The organism is Skermanella pratensis (assembly GCF_008843145.1).
Classification (GTDB): Bacteria; Pseudomonadota; Alphaproteobacteria; order Azospirillales; family Azospirillaceae; genus Skermanella; species Skermanella pratensis.
In genome coordinates this window covers 4636816-4660011 of record NZ_CP030265.1, presented here as the reverse complement: position 1 = coordinate 4660011, position 23196 = coordinate 4636816, and the positions used below count along the sequence as shown (strand labels likewise).

The following is a 23196-nucleotide window of genomic DNA, read 5'->3' as shown; positions in this document are numbered from 1 at the left end:
TTGTTATTGTCGTGTCCGCACGGTGGCGGTGACGGCGATTCCTGTCAATCGGGACGAAAGCAGCATCGCCGCCTGATGCGGGGGCCGTAGCACCTACCAGACCTCCGTCTTCAGCGCGCCCGGCATCAACGCGTTGCCGCTGGCCTCGAAATGGGGCAGTCCCCGTTCCTCCGACGCCTCGTAATCGGCCAGGGTCGCGAAGGCCCATTTGGACAGCATCAGGATGGCTCCCAGGTTGACCAGCGCCATCAGGCCCATGGCGACGTCGGCCAGCGCCCAGACGGTCGGCAGTTCGCCGATCGAGCCGCCCAGCACGGCCAGCAGGGCGACGATCCGGAAGATGTTGAAGGTGCTGATCCGGGCGCCCAGGAAGGTCATGTTGCCGTCGGCATAGGCGTAGTTGCCGATGATCGAGGAGAAGGCGAACAGGAAGATCACGAAGGTCATGAACAGGCCGCCGGCCGCGCCGAACTCCTCCGCGATCACCGACTGGGTCAGGCTGGCGCCGGCCATCTCGGTGGCGCCGGTCACGTCGTACTGGTTCGACAGCAGGATGATGAAGGCGGTGGCCGAGCAGATCACGATGGTGTCCACGAAGACGCCCAGCGCCTGGATGAAGCCCTGGGTCGCCGGATGGGTCGTCGTCGCCGTGGCCGCCATGTTGGGGGCGCTTCCCATGCCCGCCTCGTTGGAGAACAGGCCCCGCTTGGCCCCGTTCATCAGCGCCACCGTCAGCCCGCCGAAGGCCCCGGCCGCCGCCTGGTCCAGCCCGAAGGCGGAACGGACGATCAGCATGAACATGTCCGGCACGCGGTCGATGTGGATCACCAGGATCAGCAGCGCCAGCGCCACGTAGGCCAGCGCCATGACCGGCAGCATCCATTCCGCCACCCGGGCGACCGAGCGGATGCCGCCGAAGAAGATCGGCGCGCAGAACAGCGCCAGCGCCACGCCGGTCACCCAGGTCGGCAGCCCGAAGCTCTCGCCCAGCACGTCGGCGATGGTGTTCGCCTGGACCGCGTTGAAGGCCAGCCCGAAGGTGAAGATCAGCAGCACCGCGAACACGATGCCCCAGGCGCGGGAACCCAGTCCGCGCTGGATGTAATAGGCAGGGCCGCCGCGGAACGTGCCGTCCGGCTGCGGCACCTTGTAGAGCTGCGCCAGGGTCGCCTCGACGAAGGCGGTCGCCATGCCCACCAGGGCGACGCACCACATCCAGAACACGGCCCCCGGTCCGCCCAGGGTCAGCGCGATCGCGACGCCGGCGATGTTGCCGGTGCCGACCCGGCTCGCCATGCTGACGCAGAAGGCCTGGAACGGCGATATGCCGCCGCCCTCGCAGTGGCGGGAACCGGACATCACGCTGAACAGGTGGCCGAACCGGCGGAACTGCAGGAACCTGGTCTTCACGGTGAAATAGATCCCGGCGCCGATCAGCACATAGATCAGTAGGTACCCCCAGATCACGGTGTTGAGTGCGCCGAGCACGGCATCGACACTTTCCATGGCAGGCCTTTCAGGTTTGGGCTCGAATCAGCATTGCGGCCGAAGCCGGCAGGGCAGTCCGGGAGAGTTCTTCTTGAAGACTGAACGCACGATCGTGCAAAAGGTTGGGGGCCGGCTTCGGGGCCGGGATCTTCCGGAGGGACATGCGACGATGGCGACGAAAACCGCTCTGCTTGGGGCAGGGCTCTTGACCCTGCTCGGAACAACCGCCCTCTGGCCCGCGGCGGCCGGAGCCGCAGAGTTCCAGCTGCGCATCCTGCACGTCAACGACGTGCACGCCCGGTACGACCAGGTGACCTCCACCGGCGGCTTCTGCACGCCGAAGGACGAATCGGCCGCCAAGTGCGTCGGCGGCGCCGCCCGCCTGCGGACGAAGCTCCGGGAGCTGCGCGGCGACGATGCCCTGTTCCTCGATGCCGGCGACCAGTTCCAGGGAACCCTCTTCTACACCCATTTCAAGCACGGCGCGGTCCAGACGGTGCTGGGGATGCTGAACCCCGACGCCCAGACGCTGGGCAACCACGAGTTCGACGACGGCCCGGCGGGATTGCGCCCCTATCTGGACGCGGTGTCCTGGCCGGTGCTGAGCGCCAACCTGGACAGCTCGCGCGAGCCCGGCCTGGAGGGCCGCTACAAGCCGTCCACCGTAGTCGAGAAGGGCGGGCAGCGGATCGGAGTCATCGGCCTTACCACGTCCGATACCCCGATCACGTCAAGCCCCGGCCCGACCGTGGCGTTCCAGGACGAGGCCGCCGCCCTGGCGCGGGCGGTCGCCGACTTGAAGGCGCGCGGCGTCGACAAGATCATCGCGCTGACCCATATCGGCTACGCCGAGGACCAGGCGCTGGCCGCGGCGGTGGACGGCGTGGATGTCTATGTCGGCGGGCACAGCCACAGCTTCCTGGAGACCGGCAACGACAAGGCCGCCGGCCCCTATCCGACCGTCGTCAGGACCCCGTCGGGCGCCCCCGCCCTGGTGGTCCAGGCGGGCGCCTACGGCACCCATCTCGGGCGGCTGGACGTCACCTTCGACGCATCCGGCGTCGCCACGGCGTGGACCGGCGGGCCGATCTCCCTGGGGGCCGAGGTGGCGCAAGACCCCGCGGTGCAGGACAAGATCGTCCAGCTCAACGTGCCGCTGGCCGAGCTCCGCCGGCAGCCGGTCGGCGAGGCCGGCGTGGAGCTGGTCGGCACCAGCGACGCCTGCCGGTTCGGCGAATGCAACCTGGGCAACCTGATCGCCGACGCGATGCTGTGGGCGACGCGCGACCAGGGGACCCGCATCGCGGTCCAGAACGGCGGCGGCATCCGGGCCGGCATCCCGGCCGGCCGGGTGACCATGGGCCAGGTGATCGAGGTGCTGCCCTTCTCCAATACCCTGGCCACGTTCGAGATCGGCGGCGCCGACCTCCGCGCGAGCCTGGAGGGCGGGGTGTCCAAGGCGCACGACAAGACCATGTCGGGCACCGGGCGTTTCCCGCAGGTCGCCGGCCTGCGCTATTCGTTCGATCCCGCCAAGCCGGAAGGCGCGCGCATCCAGTCGGTGGACGTGCGCGAGCCGGACGGCAGCTTCCGGCCGCTCGACCCCGCGGCGACCTACAAGGTCGCGACCAACAACTTCGTGCGCGCGGGCGGCGACGGCTACGCCCTGTTCGCCAAGGCCGCCAACGCCTATGACTACGGCCCCAACCTGGAAATGGTGGTCGCCGAATACATCAAGGCGCACGGCCCGGTGATGCCGCAAGTGGAGGGGCGCATCACCCGGACGCCGTGACGGTCAGTCCGCGGCGTTGCTGAGCAGTCTCTCCACCGCCAGGCTGAGCTGATGCGAGGTGATCGGCTTGTGGGCGATGCTGAAGCCGTAGGCGGCGGCGTCCTGCGCGCATTCCGGCCCGGTCTCGCCGGTCAGGATCACGCCGGGAATGTCGCTGCAGAACAGGTCGCGGATCCGGAGGATCGCCTCGGTGCCGACCCGGCCGCCGCGCAGCCGGTAGTCCGCCACGATGATGTCGGGCTTGCGGTTCGCGGTCCCGAGCCGCTCCAGCGCCTGATCCGTCGATCCGGCGGCCAGCACGTCGTAGCCCCAGTCCTTCAGGATGCTCTGGAGGCCCAGGAGGACGATCGCGTCGTCGTCCACCAGCACCGCATAGCGCCGCCTCCCCATGGCGGCGGGATGGCGGAGGCCGGGGCCGGAGCAGGGGCGACCGGGGCGGCGGGAGCGGCGGCCGGAGTTTCCACGGCGGCGCCGGCCGGCAGCTCGATGCTGAAGACGGAGCCCCGGCCCAGGGCCGACCGGACGTCCACCCGGTGGCCCAGCAGGCGGGCGAGGCGATCGACGATCGCCAGCCCGAGGCCGAGCCCCTGGTTCCGGTCGCGCTCCGGGTTGCCGACCTGGTGGAACTCCGTCCAGATGTCTTCCATGTGATCGGGCGGAATGCCGATGCCGGTGTCCTGGACCTCGATCCGGACCGTGTCGCCGGTCCGGCGGCAGTCGATCCTGATCCGGCCGGCTTCGGTATAATGGACGGCATTCTCCAGCAGATTGTTCAGGATGCGGCTGAGCAAGGTGCGGTCGGTGCGCACGGTGCCGCCGCAGGCGCGGATCTCGAACGACAGGCCCTTGGCCGCGGCCACCTTGGCGTAGGCGCTTCCGACCTGATCGAGCAACGGGTCCAGCGGCACGTCCTCGACGGTCGGCTCGACCACGTCGGCGTCCAGCCGCGAAATGTCCAGCAGCCCGTCCAGCAGGACCTTTAGCGCGTCCAGGCCGCGCCGCAGGTGCAGCAGCTTGTCGGCCCCTTCCGCATCGGCGATATGCGCCTGCAGGCTGTCGGCGAACAGGAACAGCGACTGCATCGGCTGCCGCAAGTCGTGGCTGGCGGCGGCGAGGAACCTGCTCTTGGCCAGGTCGGCCTGCTCGGCGACGCCGCGGGCGCGCTCGGCCTCGTCGCGCGCGGCCTGGAGCGCCTCCTGCTGCACTTTCTGGTCATGGATGTCGGTGGAGGTGCCGAACCATTTCACGACCTGTCCGGTCTCGTCCAGCATCGGCAGGGCGCGGGCCAGATGCCACCGGTACATGCCGTCGTGGCGGCGGAAGCGGTGCTCGTGCTCATAGACCACGAGGTCGGTCTGGGCGTGCTTCCAGGACTGCCGGGTGCTCTCGACATCGTCCGGGTGCAGGTTTTCGAGCCATCTCCAGCCGTCGGCGAAGCTTTCCTCCCGCGCTCCCAGATAGGTCTTGAGCCGGCCGTTGACATAGTCGACCCCACCGTCCGGGGTCGCCGTCCAGACGATCTGGGGGATGCTCTCGGCCAGGAACCGGTAGCGGCGCTCGCTGTCGGCCAGCGCGTCACGGGCGCGGCGGCCCTCGGTCACGTCCTGGAAATAGACGGCGATGCCGCCGTCGGGCAGGGGGAACGCCCGGACATAGAACCAGGCCCCCAGGGCCGGATAGAACTCCTCGAACTCCGCCGGGACCCGCTCCGTGGCGACGCGATGGTACTCGTGCCAGAAGGCGGTCGTGTCGGCGTCGGGCAGGACGTCCCACAGCAGCCTGTCGGTGACGTCGACGCCCCCCGTGAGCAGGGCGCGGGCGCGGCTGTTGATGAAGATGATGCGCCAGCCCGGGTTGACCTCGAAGACTCCGTCGGTCGTGCTTTCCAGGATGGCCGCGGTGCGCTCGTTCGAGGCCTGGGCCAGTTCCAGCTGGAGCAGGCGCCGCTCGGCGGCGCTGCGCTTCATCAGGGAGCGCGCCAGCATCCAGCCGATCCCGAGCGCGAGAGCCACCGCCAGGATACCGCCGCCGACCACCGCCGACAGGGTCCGCTTGGCCGGCAGGTCGACCAGCGTCGCCGGCATGCCGAGGGCTATGGTCCATCCGGTCAGGCCCGAGATGGCGGAGGAGGTGTACAGGTTCTCGTTCAGGATGTTGGTCGCGTGGAACATCGGCAGCCCGCTTCGCAGCCCGTCCAGCAGGGTCGCGTCCGGCGGGCCGCCGATGCCCGGGTCGCGCGGATCCTCCGACAGGGTACGGGCGATCAGGTTGGCGTCCTCGTCCAGCACGGCGATCCGCCACCCCGGAGTGACGCCCTGGTCGCGCAGGGCCTGGTTGATCGTCCAGGCGCGCACATAGGCCGTGATGACGCGCTCGACCCCGTTCCCGCCGAACTGGGGGACGCTGACCGCGAAGACCGGTTCGACGATCCGCGCCGGATCCGTCAGGATGCCGCTGACTTGCGGCTCGCCGAAGCGGAAGACCGCCGCGATCCCGGTGTCCGCCTCGTCCGGTCCGGCGGCCCGCGGGATCTTGAGACCGTCGCGGCGCACGTCGGCCTCGATCCCGCCGTCCGGCGCGGTGAGCCGGAGAGCCATCCAGTCCGGGCGCATGGCCAGGACGCGCTCCGCCTGCGCGGGGAAGTCGGCGCGCCGACGGTCAGCGGACCAGCCCGATGTCGCCAGCGTCTCGAGCGCGATCCGGATCGTCGTCACGCGCTCGTCGACGGTTGCGCGCGCGGCCGTGGTGGCCTGATGCATGACCGCTTCCCAGGACCGTGTCTGCTGGCGGTCGAACAGGACCGTCATGGTTGCGGCGAAGAGCACGATGGGCAGCGCGGCCGCAAGCAACATCGTGGGAAGTCGGACGCGCTTCATGGGCTGCGGCCTGTTCCTATCCTGTATCGATTAACCTGGGTGATGGCGGCTCTATCCATGATGGCACTATGATGCTCGGGTTAACCATCCTTAAATTGTACCGATTGCGGGGGTCAATCATGATCGCACGTTGCCGGTCGGGGAAATCAAGCGGTGGCGGGGCTCCGGCGGGCTGGTCCGGCAGGCGGACCGCGGCATTCCTGCCGATCCTGCTCGGTCTGATCCTGACCGGTCCGATCCTGCCGGTTCCGTCGTCCCGGGCCGGGGAAACGCTGGACCGGATCATGCGAACCCGGACCGTCCGCATCGGCTACGCGCCGCTGCCTCCCTTCTCCTACCGGCTCCCGGACGGGCGCGTCACCGGCGAAGCCCCGGAGGTCGCCCGCCGGGTCTTCGCCCGCCTGGGGGTGCGGGAGATCCGGGCGGTCGAGGTGGAGTTCGCCGCCCTGATCCGCGACCTGAGGGCCGGCGTTTTCGACGTGATCGCATCCGGCATGTACGTCCTGCCGGAGCGCTGCCGGCAGATCGCGTTCTCCGCGCCGACCTACCGCGCCGTCAACCATCTGGGAAAAGGATTGGCGGTCCGCGCCGGCAACCCCCGCGACATCCACAGCTACGACGATATCGCCAAGGACCCGTCGGTCAGGCTGGGCGTCGTGGCCGGAACCATCGAGCGAAGCCATGCCCAGGCGGCGGGGATTCGCGACAGCCAGCTCGCGATCTTCCCCAACGTGGCCGCCGCCGCGCGCGGGTGGTGACCGGGAGGGTCGATGCCCTGGCGGCCGGCGCGCCCGCCGTCAGGGCGGTGGTGGAACGCGAGCCGAAGATCCTGGAAGTGGCGCAGCCGTTCCGGCCGACGGCGCGGCAGGCGGCCAAGCCCGCCGAGCACGGCGCCTTCGGCTTCCGCAAGGAGGACGCCGACTTGGTCGAGGCCTTCGACCGGGAATTGCGGTCGTTCCTGGGCACGCCGGAGCATCTGGACGTGGTGGCGCGGTTCGGCGTCTCCGCGGCGGAGTTGCCCGATGCGACGACGGCGGAACTCTGTGCCCGCTGATCCGGGCGGCACCGTGGTTTTTCCCGATTCCCGGGAACAAATCGGCGTCCACCTCCTTCGTTCAGATAACCGGACGAAACGGAAGGCGCCCGGCTCCCGGCCTGCTGGCCCGAGTTCGGACGGAGTGCGATGACGGCGGTTACCAGACAGGACAGGTCCCGGGACGACGGCCGGGGCAACGCGGTGGAATTGCGCCCCGGCGATGCCGGGCGCCTGGCCCTCGTGCTGTCCGGCGACTGGCGGATCGCCAACGGCCTCGCCGGGACGTCGGACATCGAGGCCCTGCTCGGCGAGGGCCGGGTCCGGACGCTCGTCTGCGAGGACGGCGGCCTGCGGGGCTGGGACAGCGCGCTGGTCAGCTACCTGCTGAAGGTGCGGGACCTGTGCGCCGCCCGCGAGGTCGCGTTCGACGCCGGGGCGCTGCCGCCGGGGGTCGTCCGGCTGATCGCGCTCGCCCGCGCGGTGCCGGTCAAGGCGGACGCGGCGCGCGGCGGCGCCGCCGCGACGCTGCCGGTCAGGGTCGGGCGCGCGGTGCTCGACAACCTGCGGGGTGCCGACCAGGCGGTGAGCTTCCTGGGCGAGATCATGCTGGGGCTCGGCCGGATGCTGGTCGGCCGCGCCCGCTTCCGCCGGGTCGACTTCCTCCAGGCGATCCAGGATGCCGGGGCGCAGGCGCTGCCCATCGTCACCATCGTCTCGCTGCTGGTCGGGCTGACCGTCGCCTTCGTCGGCGCGATCCAGCTCCAGCAGTTCGGCGCGGACATCTATGTCGCCAACCTGGTCGGCCTTGCCATGACCCGCGAGATGGCCGCCCTGATGACAGCCATCGTGCTGGCCGGCCGGACCGGCGCCGCCTATGCCGCCCAGCTCGGCACGATGCAGGGCAACGAGGAGATCGACGCGCTGTCGACCATCGGCATCTCGCCGATCGACTTCCTGGTGCTGCCCCGGGTGCTGGCGCTGGCCCTGATGATGCCGCTGCTGTTCATCTATTCCTGCTTCCTGGGCCTGCTGGGCGGCTATATCGTCGGCGTCGCCATGCTGGGCCTGTCGGGCAACGCCTACATCATCCAGACCATCGGCGCGCTCAGCATGGCCGACTTCTGGGTCGGCTTCGTCAAGAGCATCGTGTTCGGCATGCTGGTCGCCTATGCCGGGGCGCTCCGCGGCATGCAGGCCGGGCGAAGCGCCCAGGCCGTCGGGGTCGCCGCCACCTCGGCGGTGGTGACCTCGATCGTGTTCATAATCGTCGTCGACGCGGTCTTCGCCGTCATGACCAACCTGCTGGGGATCTGACATGAGCGATCCCGGATCTTCCGTGCCCGGGGGAACCGTGCCCAGGATAGCGGTGGAAGGGCTGACCATGGCCTTCGACGGCTTCGTCGTGCAGCGCGACGTCAGCTTCCAGGTGCCGACCGGCGACATCTTCGTGATCATGGGCGCCAGCGGCTGCGGCAAGAGCACGCTCCTGAAGCACATGATCGGACTGGTCGAGCCGGCGGCCGGGGACATCCGCTACGACGGCGAGAGCTTCACCGCCGCCGACCTGGAGCGGCGGGCGGTGATGAGCCGGCGCTTCGGCGTGCTGTTCCAGAGCGGCGCGCTGTGGAGTTCCATGACGCTGGCCGAGAACGTGTCGGTGCCGCTGTCCCAGTACACGAAGCTGAAACCGGCGGAGATCGACGAGCTGGTATCGCTCAAGCTGGCGCTGGTCGGGCTCGCCGGGTTCGAGGGTTTCTACCCGTCGGAGATCAGCGGCGGCATGCGCAAGCGCGCCGGGCTCGCGCGGGCGATCGCGCTCGACCCCGACATCCTGTTCTTCGACGAGCCGTCGGCCGGGCTGGACCCGCTCAGTTCGCGCCGGCTGGACGACCTGATCCTGGAACTGCGCGACAGCCTGGGCGCCACCGTCGTGATCGTCAGCCACGAGCTTGCCAGCATCTTCGCCATCGCGAACAATTCCGTCTTCCTGGACGCGGAAAGCCGCACCGCGATCGACGGGGGCGATCCCCGGCGCCTGCGGGAGCACAGCCGCCACCGCTCGGTGCGGGACTTCCTGAGCCGCGGCGAGCTAGAGGAGGCCCAGCCATGAGGACGAAGCCGCTTTTCGCCGGGAGAATTCCATGAATAGAAAGGCGAATCCACGCCTGATCGGGCTGTTCGTGCTCGGCGCCATCGCCCTGTTCGTCACCGCCCTGGTGGCGCTGGGCAGCGGTTTCCTGAGGCGGGACCAGGCGCCGGCGGTGATCTATTTCGACGGATCGGTCAACGGGCTGTATGTCGGGGCGCCGGTCAATTTCCGCGGCGTCCGGGTCGGCTCGGTGACCCGGGTGGACCTGGTGATCGACAGCCGGGACCTGACCGCGCGCATCCCGACATACATCCGGTTCGATCCGGACCGGACGAAATGGACCGGACTGCCCAACGGCAAGGCGCCGGACATCAGCTACAGCGCCATGGTCGAGCGGGGCCTGCGGGCCCAGCTGGTCTATCAGAGTTACGTGACCCAGCAATTGATGGTCGAGCTGGACCTGCTGCCCGACACGCCCGCCACGCTGGTCGGCGCCGACCCCGACGTGGAGGAGATCCCGACCGTTCCGTCCACGTTGGACGTGGTCCGGCGCAACATCGAACAGCTGCCGATCCAGGACATGGTCGGGACGGCCATGAACACCCTGTCCAACGTGGACAGGCTGCTGTCGTCGCCCGACATCGGCGAGGCCCTGGCGGCCATGGCCGGCGGCATGCGCGAGTTCGAGACCACCATGGCGGCGGCCCGCAGCACCTTCACCACGGGATCCGACACCCTGGCCCAGGTGCAGAAGGACCTTCAATCCACCATGGCCGAGCTCCAGGGGCTGATCGGCACCGCCAACCGCGAGTTCGTTCCCCTGGTCACCTCGTTGCGGACCACGTCGCAGAGCGTCGAGCAGGCCGTATCCCAGGCCCAGACGATGCTGAACAACACCAACGAGCTGGTTTCCCGCAACTCGCCGATCCGCTCCGACCTCGAGACGTCGATGCGCAACCTGGCGGTGGCGTCCCGCTCGCTGCGCGGCTTCGCCGAGACGCTGGAACGCAATCCCAACGCCCTGCTGCTGGGGAGATAGACCATGAGACGTTTTCACTGGGGATTGCTGCTGCTGGTCCCGCTGGTCGCCGGCTGCGCCGAGACGCTGCCGCCCCCCGACCTGCACGTCCTGAGTTCCCTGCCGCGCGAGTCCGCGACCGGGCCGGGGTCGCCGGCCGCGGCGCGCGGTCCGGCGATCGGCGTCGAGCAGGCCAACCTCCCCGAGTACCTGGACCGGCCGGAGATCGTGACCCGGTCCAGCGCCAACACCATCCAGGTCAGCCGGGGCAACCGCTGGGGCCAGCGGCTCCAGGGCGACATAACCCGTGTGGTGGCGGACAACCTGCGCGGCCTGCTGCCCAGCGACAACGTCTTCGTGCTGCCGCTGCGCCGGCGCGAGCCGCTGGCCCATACCGTCGCCATCGACGTCACGTCGTTCGAGCGGGACGCTTCCGGCAACGTCGTGCTGAACGCCTACTGGAGCGTGCTCGACGGGCAGACCGAGGCGGAGAGGGCGGGAGCCCGGGCGCGGTACGTGGAATCGGTCGAGGGCGAGGGCTACGGGGCCACGGTCGCCGCCATGAACCGGGCGGTGAACGCCCTGAGCCGGGACATCGCCGCCGGGATCAAGCGGGTCACGGCCCGGAAATGACCCGGCGGGATCGGCGTCATTCGGCGAAACGGATCCGGACGGCGAGGCCGCGGCCGTGCTCGACCGAGACGCCGGCCTCGATCTGCTTGGCCAGGGCATGTATCAGGATCATGCCGATGCCCTCCGGGTCCTCGACGCCGGCGGTCCGCGGCATGCCGACGCCGTCGTCGGCAAGAAGCAGTTCGCCCGGACCGGCGCGGCGGTCGACATCGGGCAGGCGGCGCAGCGTCACCCGCACCGTTCCCCTCCGCTCGCCCGGGAAGGCGTGCTTCAGGCTGTTGGAGATCACCTCGTTGGCGATCAGGCCGAGCGGGATCGCGGTATCCAGGGTGCAATCCAGGGGATCCGCCTCGATCAGGATCCTGACGCGGTCCGGCCGGTCGTGCAGGTCCATCAGGCTTCGGCACAACTCATCGAGATGGGCGGCGAGGTCGATCCGGGCGAGGTTGGGCGAGGCATAGAGCTGCCGGTGGATGCTGCCCATCACGTTGATGCGCTGGCTGACCGCGTCCATCCGCTCCCTCGCATGGCCGTCAGCCATCTTCGACTTCTCGATCTGGAGTAGGCCCCACAGGCTTTGCAGGTTGTTCTTGACCCGGTGATGGATCTCGCGGAGCAGGGTCTCCTTCTCCTCCAGCGCCGCGGCGAGCGCGGTCTCCGCCCTGCGGCGTTCCTCGATCTCCCGGTTCGCGACGTCGGCCGCGTGCCGGGCCTCGATCTCGTGCATGACCATGTCGGCCAGATCCCGCAGGACCGACTTCTCCTCGTCTCCGAAACCGTGGCGGGGAACGTGGTCGATGACGCACAGGGACCCGAGGGCCAGGTGGTCGGCGGTCCTGAGGGGCACGCCGGCGTAGAACCGGATGCCGGGCTCACCGGTCACCAGCGCGTTGTCGGCGAACCGTTCGTCACGGAGCGCGTCGGAAACGACCATGACGTCGTCCTGGAGAATGGTATAGGCGCAGAAAGACAGGTCGCGCCCGGTCCACGGCGTATCCAATCCATGGCGCGACTTGAACCACTGCCGCGTGTCGTCGAGCAGGCTGATCAGCGAGACCGGGGTGCCGAGCAGCCGGGCCGCGAGGCGCGTCATCCGGTCGTAGGCGGCCTCCGGCGGCGTGTCGAGCAGCGCATAGCGCCGCAGGGTTTCGAGCCGCTCCGGTTCATTCAACGGCAGCGGAGGAACGACGGCGGGGATGCCTTCGGTTTCGGGGCGCTTCCGGTCGGTGCATGGCGGATGCATCATTCAGGCACAAAGATAGATGTTGGGACCGTGACGTACTCGGACCCGTCGAAATCCCGATATTGCTCGACAGGTAACATAAAACTACTAAACAACCCAGGGAAAGCGAATTATCTAACGGTGAACACCCTATGGTTAATATATGGAACTCCGGCGCGTCCATTGGCCACCCCGGGCTGGACCCGGGCCGAGGCCTTGGAAAAGTCACCGGGCTCCCCCTTAACGGGCGCTTAACGGCATCATGGTAGGAGGGGAGTGCCGTCGGCGGTCCGCGCCGTGGCTGTTCCATGCCGCATTCAGGACGACGTTTGGGAGATGAGCGAAGCCTCGGAGACCGGTAAGCCCTGGAAAAAACGCCTGCTCGCCTGGTGGGAAGGTTACGACCTGCCCGAGGAGAAGACGGATGATGCGCCGGAACCCGCCGCCGCGCCGGCCGCTCCCGCGGGATCCCGGCCGACCATGCCCGGCGTCAACTCCCGCTTCGGCAAGCCGCTCTGGTCCGCGACCCGAGTCGGGGTGGTCGAGAAGTTGTGGGGCAGCGGCTTCACCTCGCCGGGCGGCGACGACTATATCCCGGAACTGGTCAAGCCGCTGGGGTTGAACCCGGCGATGAGCGTGCTCGACCTGGCGGCGGGCCTGGGCGGGGCGGCACGCAAGATGGCGGCCCAGTACGGCTGCTGGGTCACCGGGCTGGAGCCGTCGCCGGTCCTCGCGAAGGAGGGGATGGAGCGCTCGGTCAAGGCCGGCATGGCCAAGCAGGCGACGATCACCCATTACGACCCCGAGAACTTCCGGCACCCCAAGCGGTTCGACTGCATATTCTCCAAGGAGTCCTTCTTCTGCATCAAGGACCGCGAGAGCCTGAACGACGGCATCGAGATGAGCCTGAAGCCGCGCGGGCAGTTGCTGTTCACCGACTATGTCTATGAGAAGGACGAGCCCCGCTCGGCGGCCGTGAAGGAATGGCTGGCGAAGGAACCGCTCGAGCCGTTCCCGCTGACGGTCGCCAGGACGGTCACCTCGCTCCAGCAGCGCAACCTGGACATCCGCATCACCGAGGACGTCACCGACGCCCATCGGGTGCTGATCCTGGCGGCGATCCAGTCGCTGACCGAGTTCCTGGAGAAGCACAGCATGGACCATGAGACCAAGCTGGCGGTGGTCGAGGAGGTGGAGCTCTGGGCGCGGCGGGTCGCGGCACTTCAGGGCGGGCTGCGCATGTACCGGTTCTTCGCGCTGAAACTGTCCGACGGGTCAGAAGGCTGACCCGGGGGTCGGAAGGTTGATCCGAAAACGCCGCGCAAACACAGGCGCTTGTTGACATCGGGCCTTGCGCTCCATATTTTCCGGCGCTCTTGTGACTTACCCTCCTGGGACTGTGAACCATGAAGATCGTGAACTCGCTGAAATCCATGAAGACCCGGCACAAGGCTTGCCGCGTGATCCGCCGCAAGGGCCGCGTCTACGTCATCAACAAGCAGAACCCCCGCTTCAAGGCGCGCCAGGGCTGAGCGTGCTAAAGGGGAGAGCCCGTATCTCCGGGAGGTGACCGCGCCGCAGTTTCGGCGCGGTTTTGCTTTTCAGAGGTGGGAAAACCCGCAGGATCCTTTCTTCAGGGCCTCTTGTTCGGCCAAGTGGTGATACCACTTTACATCAACGCGACGTTTTTCCAATGTGCGCGCGATGAAATGCTGCTGCCGATGAGGCGCGGCCGAGGGACAAGAGGCCGGCACCGGCTGTTGCCGCTGTACGGCCCCCGTCCGCTGGAGGAGGAAACACGGCATGATGAAAATGCCCACGCCTGACGCTTCGGTGCTCGCCCGCCGGGCAGAGATCGTTAACGCGCTGAGGGCCGTCGTGCCGGGCGAAGGCGTCATCGTCGAACGCGACGAGATGCGCGTCTACGAGACCGACGCGCTGACGGCCTATCGCCAGCTGCCCATGGTGGTCGTCCTGCCGACCACGACCGAGCAGGTTTCCCAGGTCCTGAAATACTGCAACGAGATGGGGATCAAGGTCGTCCCCCGGGGGGCCGGCACCTCCCTGTCCGGCGGCGCGCTGCCGCTGGCAGACGGGATCATCCTGGGCCTTGGCAAGTTCAACAAGATCCTGGACATCGACTACGCCAACCGGACCGTGACCGCCCAGCCCGGCGTCACCAACCTGGGCATCACCAACGCGGTGGCGCACGAGGGGTTCTATTACGCCCCCGATCCGTCGAGCCAGATCGCCTGCACGATCGGCGGCAACATCGCCGAGAACTCCGGCGGGGTCCACTGCCTGAAATACGGCCTGACCACGAACAACGTGCTCGGCATCGAGATGGTGCTGATGAACGGCGACATCGTCCGGCTCGGCGGCAAGCATCTGGAATCCGAAGGCTACGACCTGCTCGGCATCATGACCGGGTCGGAGGGGCTGCTGGGCGTCGTGACCGAGGTCACGGTCCGCATCCTGCGCAAGCCGGAGACCCTGCGCGCCGTCCTGATCGGGTTCCCGAGCAGCGAGACCGGCGGCAACTGCGTGGCCGCCATCATCGCGGCGGGCATCATCCCCGGCGGCATGGAGATGATGGACAAGCCGGCGATCCACGCGGCCGAGGAGTTCGTCCACGCGGGCTATCCGCTGGACGTGGAGGCGCTGCTGATCGTCGAGCTGGACGGGCCGGAGGCGGAGGTCAACCACCTGATCGGCGAGGTGGAGAAGATCGCCCGCGAGTACGGCGCCGTCTCGGTCAGGGTCAGCGAGTCGGAGGACGAGCGGATGGTCTTCTGGGCCGGGCGCAAGGCCGCGTTCCCCGCCGTGGGCCGGATCAGCCCGGACTATCTGTGCATGGACGGGACGATCCCGCGCAAGCAGCTGCCGCTGGTGCTGAACCGCATGACCGAGATGTCGGAGAAGCACGGGCTGCGGGTCGCCAACGTGTTCCATGCCGGCGACGGCAACCTGCACCCGCTGATCCTCTACGATGCCAACAAGCCGGGCGAGTTGCAGGCGGCGGAGGATTTCGGCGCCGACATCCTGAAGCTGTGCGTCGAGGTCGGCGGCGTTCTGACCGGCGAGCACGGCGTCGGAGTCGAGAAGCGCGACCTGATGATCCACCAGTTCACCGAAATCGACCTGAACCAGCAGCAGCGGCTTAAATGCGCCTTCGACCCCGAGGGGCTGCTGAACCCCGGCAAGGTCTTTCCGCAGCTCCACCGCTGCGCCGAGCTGGGCCGCATGCATATCCACCGCGGGCAGATCCCGTTCCCCGATCTCCCGCGCTTCTAGGGTCCGGCATGAAGACACATTTGAAACCCGCGGATGCGGACCAGGCCCTGGAGGCCGTCCGCTGGGCCATTTCCGAGGAAACCCCGCTGGAACTGGTGGGGAGCGGCAGCAAGCGGGCGCTGGGACGGCCTTTCCAGGCGACCCATACCCTCGACCTCGCGGCCCTGACCGGGGTGACCCTGTACGAGCCGGAGGAACTGGTGCTGTCGGCCCGGGCCGGGACGCCGCTCCCCGAACTCGAGGCCCTGCTGGCCGAGAACCGTCAGCAGTTCGCCTTCGAACCGACCGACTTCGGTCCGCTGCTGGGCGGCGAGGCCGGACGGCAGACGATCGGCGGCGTGGTCTCGTGCAATCTGGCCGGGCCGCGCCGGGTCAAGGCGGGTGCGGTGCGCGATCATTTCCTGGGCTTCCAGGCGATCAGCGGGCGCGGCGAGGCCTTCAAGGCCGGCGGCAGGGTGGTCAAGAACGTCACCGGCTACGACCTGCCGAAGCTGGTGGCCGGCGCCTACGGGACTCTGACGGTGCTGACGGAGGTCACCCTGAAGGTGCTTCCGGCCCCGGAGGACACCCGCACCGTGCTGGTCCGCGCGCTGGACGACGCGAATGCCATACGGGTGATGGCGCTGGCCCTGCAAAGTCCCTACGAGGTCGCCGGGGCCGCCCATGTCCCGGCGTCGCTGGCCGGCGGCTTGGGCATCGAGGAGCTGGGCGCCAGGGAGTCGGGTGGCGCCGCGACCGCGATCCGGCTGGAAGGTTTCGGCCCGTCGATCGAGTACCGGGCCGGCAAGCTGCGCGACCTGCTCGGCGGCTTCGGGACGGTGGAGTTCCTGGAACGCGAGCCGTCGCTCGCCTTCTGGGCCGCGCTCCGGGACGTCAAGCCGTTCGTTTCTCAACCGGAAAGGTTTGTCTGGCGCCTGTCCGTGCCGCCCGCCGACGGCGCCCGGGTGGTGGCGGATCTCAAGGGCCGGCTGCCCGGCTCGGATGCCTATTTCGACTGGGGCGGCGGGCTGATCTGGCTCGCCGTCGATCCCGGCGCCGAGGCGGCGGGGCAGCATGCCGTGCGCGGCGCGATCGGCCTGGGCGGAGGGTCGGGCGGCGGCCACGCCACGCTGGTCCGGGCGCCCGACACCGTCCGGGCCTCGGTCGACGTCTTCCATCCCCAGCCGGCCCCGCTGGCGGCCTTGTCCGCCCGCGTCAAGGAAACCCTGGACCCCAAGCGCATCTTCAATCCCGGCCGCATGTACGCCGGGGTCTGACGCGGAGAACCGCCATGCAGACCAATTTCTCCCTCGCCCAACTCGCCGACGCCGATGTCCGCGAGTCCGAAAAGATCCTGCGCGCCTGCGTCCATTGCGGCTTCTGTACCGCGACCTGCCCGACCTATGTCCTGCTGGGCGACGAGCTGGACAGTCCGCGCGGCCGGATCTACCTGATGAAGGACATGCTGGAGAACGACAAGCCGGCGACCGAGCAGGTGGTCAAGCATATCGACCGCTGCCTGTCCTGCCTGTCGTGCATGACCACCTGTCCGTCCGGCGTGCATTACATGCACCTGGTCGACCACGGCCGCGCCCATATCGAGAAGACCTACCGCCGCCCGGCGGCGGACCGGCTGATGCGCAGGATGCTGGCGATTGTCCTGCCGCGTCCGGGCCTGTTCCGCATGGCGCTGATGGCGGCGCGGGCCGGGCGGCCGTTCGCGGGCGTGCTGCCCGGGAAGCTGAAGGGCATGCTGGCATTGGCGCCGAAGCGGATTCCCGGTCCCAGCGCCGTGGACAAGCCGCAGGTCATTCCGGCCGAGGGAACGCGGCGGAAGCGCGTCGCCATCCTGAACGGCTGCGCCCAGCAGGTGCTGAACACCGCGATCAACGAGTCCACCGTCCGCCTGCTGACCCGCCACGGCGTCGAGGTGGTGGTGGCCAAGGGGGCGGGGTGCTGCGGCGCCCTGAACCACCATCTGGGCCAGACCGACAGCAGCCACGGTTTCGCCCGCGCCAACATCCTGGCCTGGACCCGCGAGATCGAGCGGGGCGGCCTGGATGCCATCGTGATCAACACGTCCGGCTGCGGAACGACCGTCAAGGATTACGGCTTCATGTTCCGCGAGGACACGGAGATGGCCGACAAGGCGGCGCGCATCTCGGCGCTGACGAAGGACGTCACCGAGTTCATGGCCGAGCTGGGCCTGGGCGAGCCGGTGGTCGAGACGGGGCAGGTGGTGGCCTATCATTCCGCCTGCTCGATGCAGCACGGACAGAAGATCAAGACGCCGCCGCGCGCCTTGCTGGGCACCGCGGGCTTCCAGATCCGCGAAGTGCCGGAAGGGCACCTGTGCTGCGGCTCGGCCGGCACCTACAACCTGCTCCAGCCGGAGATCGCGACGAAGCTGCGGGACCGCAAGGTCCACAACATCGAGAGCACCAGGCCCCAGGTGATCGCCGCCGGCAACATCGGCTGCATGACCCAGATCGGGTCCGGCACCGGTATCCCGATCGTCCATACGGTCGAACTGCTGGACTGGGCCACCGGCGGTCCGCTGCCGGAGGCCCTGGAGGGCAACCCGGCCTTCGTCACGCGGCCGAAGGCGGCCCGGCAGGTGCAGGCGGCGGAGTAGCCGGGAGACCCGGCAGCGTCACGTCTGGCTGTCGCCCTCGACCCAGGCGATGCGCAGGACGTTGGTGTTGCCGGGGGTGCCGAAGGGGATGCCGGCGGTGATCACCAGCCGCTGGCCCTCGGTGGCGATGCCGTCCTGGAAGGCGATGCGCGAGGCCTTCTGGACCATCTCGGCGAAGGTGGTGACGTCGCCCGTATTGACGCTGTGGACCCCATAGGAGAGCACCAGCCGGCGCGCGGTCTCCAATCTGGATGTTAGGCACAGGATCGGCACGTCCGGCCGCTCGCGGACCGCGCGCAGCGCCGTCGAGCCGGAGGTCGTGTAGGTCACGATGCAGGCGGCCGAAACCGTGTGCGCGACTTGGCGGGCCGCCGCGGTGATCGCGTCCGCCGAGGTCCGCTGCGGGTCGGGGTGCTGGGCGTCCATGATGGCACGGTACAGGGGGTCGTGCTCGACCCGGCGGGCGATTCGGTCCATGATCGAAACGGCCTCGATCGGGTATGCGCCGGTCGCGGTTTCCGCCGACAGCATCACGGCGTCGGCGCCGTCGTAGACGGCGGTTGCGACATCCGACGCCTCGGCCCGGGTCGGGGCCGGGGAGCCGATCATGGATTCCAGCATCTGGGTCGCGACGATCACCGGCTTGCCGGCCATGCGCGATTCGCGGATGATCCGCTTCTGGATGCTCGGCACGTCCTCGGCCGGCATCTCGACGCCCAGGTCGCCGCGCGCGACCATGATGCCGTCGGCCATCTCGACCAGCTCGTCCAGGTGGGTGATGGCCGAGGGCTTCTCCAGCTTGACCAGAAGCGCCGCCCGGTTGGCGATCAGCCGGCGCGCCTCGGCGACGTCCTCCGGCCGCTGGACGAAGCTGAGCGCCACCCAGTCCACGCCGATGTCGAGCGCGTAGCGCAGGTCGTCGCGGTCCTTGGGGGTCAGCGGCGAGAGAGGCAGCACGACGTTCGGGACGTTGACGCCCTTGCGATCGGAAAGCTGGGTGCCGGTGACCACTTCGGTCTCGGCATGGCCGGGGCCGCAGCTCAGCACGCGCAGGCGGACCCTGCCGTCGTCGAGCAGCAGGTCGGTGTCGGGGGTCAGCGCCTCGAAGATCTCCGGGTGGGGCAGCTTGACCCTGGTCTCGTCGCCCGGCTCGTCGGACAGGTCCAGCCGGAACCTCATGCCGGGGCTCAGCTTGATCGGACCTCCGGCGAAACGGCCCACGCGAAGCTTCGGCCCCTGCAGGTCCGCCATGATGCAGATCGGCCGGCCGGTCTCTTTCTCCAGGGCCCGCAGGATTTCCAGCCGGGTGCCGTGGTCCTCCTGGACGCCATGGCTGAAGTTGAGGCGGAACACGTCGACGCCGGCCTCGAACAGGGCGTGGATACGCTCCGGCGAGGACGTGCCCGGCCCGAGCGTCGCGACGATCTTGGTCGAGCGGGAACGCCGGATCGAACTGGCCTTGCGTTTCATGTGAGTCCCTTCTCGCGCGGATCTTGGTTCAGGAGGCTTCGCCCCGGCTGGAGGCGTCGGATGATCAACAATGCGGGTGTCCGGTCATTCCGAAACGGACGGGTGCCTAGGATGGAGCACTGCCGAGCCAAAACTTGCCGCCCGATGCCGGAATGTCAATGCCGTGCCGCCTGCCCGGCCGGCGGGCCGGAACCCGCCGTATCGCCCGGTTGCGCCGGTCCGCGGCAGCCCCTACACAGGAGAACGGGCACAGGAGATCGGTTTTTCCAGAACGGCGGAGCGGCTTTGGACGGGGATCACGGGCAACAGGGGGCCAGGGCGGAAGCCGCCGGTCCGGTCCAGGCGCTGAGCCGGTCGCTCGACCTGCTGGAGTGCATCGCGGCGGCCGGGGACGGCGTCGGCTCCGCCGAGCTGGCGGCCTTGACGGGCCAGCCGCCCAGCACCGCGCACCGGCTGCTCAAGAACCTGGAGCAGCGGGGCTACGTGGCGTTCGACGAGGACCGGGGGCGCTGGTTCATCGGCGTGCAGGCCTTCACCGTGGGCGGCGCCTTCCTGCGCCGGCGGAACCATGCCCTGATCGCCCGCCCGGTCATGCGGCGCCTGATGGAGGAATCGGGCGAAACCGTCAACCTCGCGGTCGAGGACAAGGGCGAGGCGGTCATCCTGACCCAGGTCGAATGCCGGAAGATGATGCGGGCGCTGTCCCAGCCGGGCACGCGCGCGCCGCTCTACTGCTCGGGCGTCGGCAAGGCCCTGCTGGCGGCCCTGCCGGAGGAGGAGGCGCTCGCGGTGCTGAAGAGCCTGCCGCTGAGGCGGATCACCGACCGGACGCTGACCGGGCCGGACGAACTGGCGAGGGACCTGGCCGCCACCCGGAAGCGCGGCTTCGCCATCGACGACGAGGAGCACTCGGTCGGGCTGCGCTGCGTGGCGGCCGCGGTCCACGACGAGCATGGAAGGCCGCTCTGCGCGCTTTCGATCTCCGGCCCAGCCGTCCGGATCCCCGACGGGCGGATCGCCGAACTGGGAGTCCTTGTCGGCCGCGCCGCCGGGGAGATCACCCGGGCGGTGGGTGGCGCGGTTCCGCAGCGCCGGGATTGAGGCCGCTCATCCGGCGGTGGCGTCCGCCACCGGCGGCTTTTCCGCGCCGGCCTCGTCCCGGCGGCGCCGGGCGGCGTGGTAGTGGTCGAGCACCCAGGTCAGGTGGGCCGTCATGGCGGCCGCGGCGGCGTCCGGGTCGTGCCGGTCGATGGCACGGTGGATCGCCCGGTGCTGGGCCAGCACGATCTTGTCCTCGGACCGCTCGAACAGCTCGTGGCGATGGAACTCCAGCATCTGCGTCAGGGTGTCGCGGATGACGGAGAGGATATGCATGTAGACCGGGCTGCCCGCCGCCTTGCCGATCGCGATATGGAAGTCCACGTCGTCGGTCGCCCGCAGCTTGCCGCGCGACGGCTGCGCCATGGCGACGACGGTCCGGCCGATCTCGGCCACCTGCTCGGGCGTGGCGTTCACCGCGGCGCGGCGGGCCGCCCAGGACTCCAGGATCACGCGGATTTCCGCCAGGTCGTAGAGATTGTCGAACTTGACCCGGATCATCTCGGTCAGCGCCGGGTCCATGTCGCCGGCGGTGGAGAGCACCCGCGTGCCGCCGCCCTGGACGGCAGCCAGGAACCCCTGCGTCTTCAGCTGCTGCAAAGCCGCTCGGACCGAGACCCGGCTGACCTGCATCTGCTCGGCAAGCTGCCGCTCCCCCGGGAGCCGCTGGCCGGGCGTCAGCTCGCCGCGGGCGATCATGTCAAGGAGCTTCGTCGCGACCCTGTCGGAAACGCGGTCCGCGCCGGCCTTGGCGACGGGTTCGGCCGCTTCGCTCGTCTCGGTCACTTGGCGCCTTCCTCCGGGCCGGATCTTCGTTCGATAGGGGTTGTCATGGTAATACCAGACTGAACGTTCCGCCAGAGGGTTCGATCGGCACCGCAGCGGGGGAGGGAGCCGCGTTCGCCGTATTTTAACGGAATCCGTTACAAGGTCCGGGAAGAAAAGGCCAGATCCGGTAATCCCCATGGCGGACATTCACCACGGCGGTTTGATTGACCAGCCTAATGGTCGAATCGCCGAATACTTGGCGGCCGAGCGGCCCCAGGCCGTCGCGGCGGCGCTGTTCATGGTGCAGCCCGATCGTGCCGCCGCCATCCTTTCAGGAATGGATGCCGAACGGCGGGCGCTGGTGCTCGGCCGGATGCGGCGGTCCCGCGACCTTGCGCCACACGTCCGCGAGCGTCTGGAACGCGCGATTGGGGAAGACATGCGCAGCCGCCCGGAGACTGCGGGGGCGAGACACTTCGCCGCGGTGCTGGCTGCCCTGCCCGAGGGCCTGCATGTTCCCGAACCGCCCGCGCAGCCGGAACCGGAGAGCGCCGCGGATACGGAACGGGCCGGCGGCGGCACCGGAAGCGCGGCCCTTGATGACAGGACTGAAGGTATGGTCGAGAGCCTGCTGGCCCTGGTCAACGGCAGCGCCGTTTCGGTCGGACGGCTTCCCATGCTGGAGGTGGCGCTGGACCGCTTCGTCCGGCTGTTCCAGATGGGTCTGGCCGAACTGTGCGGCGAGCGCGCCGTCCTGTCGCTGCATGGGATCCGAGCGGTCCGGCTGGGGGATTATCTCCATGAGCCGGACCGGAGGCGGGCGCTGTACGGAATCTTCCGCTGCGTCGATTGGGACCATTCCGGGATGCTGGCCGCCGGGCGCGGCTCGACCGGGGTGATCGCCGACTTGGTGCTGGGCGATCCGGACCCGCCGGAGGACGCGGCGTCGGTGGCTTCCACCGGCACGGCTTCCACTGGCATGGAGCGGGCAGCCTTCGCGATCTTCTGCGAAACGCTGCTCGCCAGCCTGGGGGACTCGCTGGAACCGATCGCTCCCGGCCGCTTCGAGCTGGGCCGGCTGCTGGACGATCCCCGCTTCGTCACCATCGACCGGCCGGCCAACACGGCCATCGTGGTCGATTTCCGGCTGGGGCGGGGCGCCGGCCACCGGTTCGACCTGATTCTGCCATCCGCGGCGCTGGAGCCTTTCCGCGCCCGGCTTTCCCGCCGGTTCGAGGGCGAGAAGTTCGGCCACGACCCATTCTGGGCCGCAGGGATGCGGGAGCACCTGCTGAAAGCCGATGCCCGGCTGCGCGTCGTGGCCGACGGCGTGGCGCGGAGACTCGCCGAAGTCGCGGCCTGGAGGCCCGGAAGTCCCGTCCCTCTGCGCGGCCCGGTCCGAGCCAAGGCCGGCGGGATCACCGTCGCCCTCGGCCGGATCGGCGGACGCAACAATCTCCGGACACTGGAAGTGGACCGGATCACCATTTTTGGAGAGGATGCGACCATGACCGAAGCCCTGGACGGGACGGCGACGTCCGAGGTGGAATCGGCGCCAGCCGTCCCGAAACTGGACTTCGCGGCCCTGGGCGAGGTCAGGATGCGCGTCTCGGTCGTGATCGGCGGAACCGACATGACCATAGCGGATCTTCTGCGGATCGGCCGGGGAGCGGTGCTTGAACTGGACCGCAGGGTCGATGAGCAGGTCGATATCCTGGTCAACGACCGGGCGGTCGCCAAGGGGCGGATCGTCATCATCGAGGACCAGGTCGCCGTCGCGGTCGAGGAACTGCTTTAG

At 69.0% G+C, this 23196-nt stretch carries 20 protein-coding genes; 14 read left to right on the top strand and 6 right to left on the bottom strand.

The window, feature by feature from the left end:
• Nucleotides 1-93: 93 nt before the first annotated feature.
• On the bottom strand, nucleotides 94-1506 hold the full coding sequence (locus DPR14_RS21465) for an alanine/glycine:cation symporter family protein (RefSeq protein WP_158046964.1): 1413 nt from the start codon (nucleotides 1504-1506) through the stop codon (nucleotides 94-96).
• 151 nt (nucleotides 1507-1657) lie between these two features.
• Between DPR14_RS21465 and DPR14_RS21460 the strand changes: the two genes are divergently transcribed.
• On the top strand, nucleotides 1658-3280 hold the full coding sequence (locus DPR14_RS21460) for a bifunctional metallophosphatase/5'-nucleotidase (protein WP_192499080.1): 1623 nt from the start codon (nucleotides 1658-1660) through the stop codon (nucleotides 3278-3280).
• A gap of 3 nt (nucleotides 3281-3283) precedes the next feature.
• On the opposite strand, the gene DPR14_RS21455 is transcribed toward DPR14_RS21460, so the two are convergent.
• On the bottom strand, nucleotides 3284-3649 hold the full coding sequence (locus DPR14_RS21455; RefSeq protein ID WP_192499079.1) for a response regulator: 366 nt from the start codon (nucleotides 3647-3649) through the stop codon (nucleotides 3284-3286).
• Nucleotides 3598-6156 (bottom strand): ATP-binding protein, encoded by a 2559-nt coding sequence (locus DPR14_RS21450; protein ID WP_158046961.1) that lies wholly within the window; start codon nucleotides 6154-6156, stop codon nucleotides 3598-3600. Before DPR14_RS21450 ends, DPR14_RS21455 begins: the two co-directional genes overlap by 52 nt.
• A gap of 119 nt (nucleotides 6157-6275) precedes the next feature.
• Here DPR14_RS21450 and DPR14_RS21445 point away from each other — a divergent pair, with 119 nt between their 5' ends.
• The 6 genes from DPR14_RS21445 (at nucleotide 6276) to DPR14_RS21420 (ending at nucleotide 10932) form a co-directional block, all read left to right on the top strand.
• Complete coding sequence (locus DPR14_RS21445; protein ID WP_192499078.1) at nucleotides 6276-6914, top strand: transporter substrate-binding domain-containing protein; 639 nt, start codon at nucleotides 6276-6278, stop codon at nucleotides 6912-6914.
• On the top strand, nucleotides 6911-7210 hold the full coding sequence (locus DPR14_RS21440; RefSeq protein WP_158046959.1) for a type 2 periplasmic-binding domain-containing protein: 300 nt from the start codon (nucleotides 6911-6913) through the stop codon (nucleotides 7208-7210). Before DPR14_RS21445 ends, DPR14_RS21440 begins: the two co-directional genes overlap by 4 nt.
• 129 nt (nucleotides 7211-7339) lie before the next feature.
• A complete protein-coding gene (locus DPR14_RS21435; RefSeq protein ID WP_158046958.1) occupies nucleotides 7340-8506 on the top strand; it encodes an MlaE family ABC transporter permease in 1167 nt (388 codons plus the stop codon).
• 1 nt (nucleotide 8507) lies between these two features.
• Complete coding sequence (locus tag DPR14_RS21430) at nucleotides 8508-9302, top strand: ABC transporter ATP-binding protein (protein WP_158046957.1); 795 nt, start codon at nucleotides 8508-8510, stop codon at nucleotides 9300-9302.
• 31 nt (nucleotides 9303-9333) lie between these two features.
• On the top strand, nucleotides 9334-10320 hold the full coding sequence (locus DPR14_RS21425) for an MlaD family protein (RefSeq protein ID WP_158046956.1): 987 nt from the start codon (nucleotides 9334-9336) through the stop codon (nucleotides 10318-10320).
• 3 nt (nucleotides 10321-10323) lie between these two features.
• Nucleotides 10324-10932, top strand: coding sequence for a PqiC family protein (locus tag DPR14_RS21420; RefSeq protein ID WP_158046955.1), 609 nt, complete (start codon nucleotides 10324-10326; stop codon nucleotides 10930-10932).
• Nucleotides 10933-10948: 16 nt separating this feature from the next.
• Here DPR14_RS21420 and DPR14_RS21415 read toward each other — a convergent pair whose 3' ends face one another.
• Complete coding sequence (locus tag DPR14_RS21415; protein WP_158046954.1) at nucleotides 10949-12178, bottom strand: sensor histidine kinase; 1230 nt, start codon at nucleotides 12176-12178, stop codon at nucleotides 10949-10951.
• A gap of 312 nt (nucleotides 12179-12490) precedes the next feature.
• Between DPR14_RS21415 and DPR14_RS21410 the strand changes: the two genes are divergently transcribed.
• The 5 genes from DPR14_RS21410 (at nucleotide 12491) to glcF (ending at nucleotide 18062) form a co-directional block, all read left to right on the top strand.
• Entirely contained in the window at nucleotides 12491-13441 is a 951-nt protein-coding gene (locus DPR14_RS21410; protein WP_158046953.1) for a methyltransferase domain-containing protein, read from the top strand.
• Nucleotides 13442-13560: 119 nt separating this feature from the next.
• Nucleotides 13561-13686: a type B 50S ribosomal protein L36 gene (ykgO, locus tag DPR14_RS21405; RefSeq protein WP_012973122.1), complete on the top strand. Its 126-nt coding sequence runs from the start codon at nucleotides 13561-13563 to the stop codon at nucleotides 13684-13686.
• Between the two features lie 274 nt (nucleotides 13687-13960).
• A complete protein-coding gene (locus DPR14_RS21400; RefSeq protein ID WP_158048283.1) occupies nucleotides 13961-15448 on the top strand; it encodes an FAD-linked oxidase C-terminal domain-containing protein in 1488 nt (495 codons plus the stop codon).
• An 8-nt stretch (nucleotides 15449-15456) separates the two neighbouring features.
• Nucleotides 15457-16704, top strand: coding sequence for a glycolate oxidase subunit GlcE (gene glcE, locus DPR14_RS21395; RefSeq protein ID WP_158046952.1), 1248 nt, complete (start codon nucleotides 15457-15459; stop codon nucleotides 16702-16704).
• A gap of 14 nt (nucleotides 16705-16718) precedes the next feature.
• Nucleotides 16719-18062, top strand: a complete 1344-nt coding sequence (gene glcF, locus DPR14_RS21390) for a glycolate oxidase subunit GlcF (RefSeq protein ID WP_158046951.1) — start codon at nucleotides 16719-16721, stop codon at nucleotides 18060-18062.
• A gap of 18 nt (nucleotides 18063-18080) precedes the next feature.
• On the opposite strand, the gene pyk is transcribed toward glcF, so the two are convergent.
• A complete protein-coding gene (gene pyk / locus DPR14_RS21385; protein WP_158046950.1) occupies nucleotides 18081-19532 on the bottom strand; it encodes a pyruvate kinase in 1452 nt (483 codons plus the stop codon).
• A gap of 285 nt (nucleotides 19533-19817) precedes the next feature.
• Here pyk and DPR14_RS21380 point away from each other — a divergent pair, with 285 nt between their 5' ends.
• Nucleotides 19818-20633 carry an IclR family transcriptional regulator domain-containing protein gene (locus DPR14_RS21380; RefSeq protein ID WP_246148437.1) on the top strand — a complete coding sequence of 272 codons (816 nt, stop codon included), beginning with the start codon at nucleotides 19818-19820 and terminating at the stop codon, nucleotides 20631-20633.
• Nucleotides 20634-20639: 6 nt separating this feature from the next.
• On the opposite strand, the gene DPR14_RS21375 is transcribed toward DPR14_RS21380, so the two are convergent.
• On the bottom strand, nucleotides 20640-21416 hold the full coding sequence (locus tag DPR14_RS21375) for a FadR/GntR family transcriptional regulator (protein WP_246148432.1): 777 nt from the start codon (nucleotides 21414-21416) through the stop codon (nucleotides 20640-20642).
• A 178-nt stretch (nucleotides 21417-21594) separates the two neighbouring features.
• Between DPR14_RS21375 and DPR14_RS21370 the strand changes: the two genes are divergently transcribed.
• Nucleotides 21595-23196: a FliM/FliN family flagellar motor switch protein gene (locus DPR14_RS21370; RefSeq protein WP_158046947.1), complete on the top strand. Its 1602-nt coding sequence runs from the start codon at nucleotides 21595-21597 to the stop codon at nucleotides 23194-23196.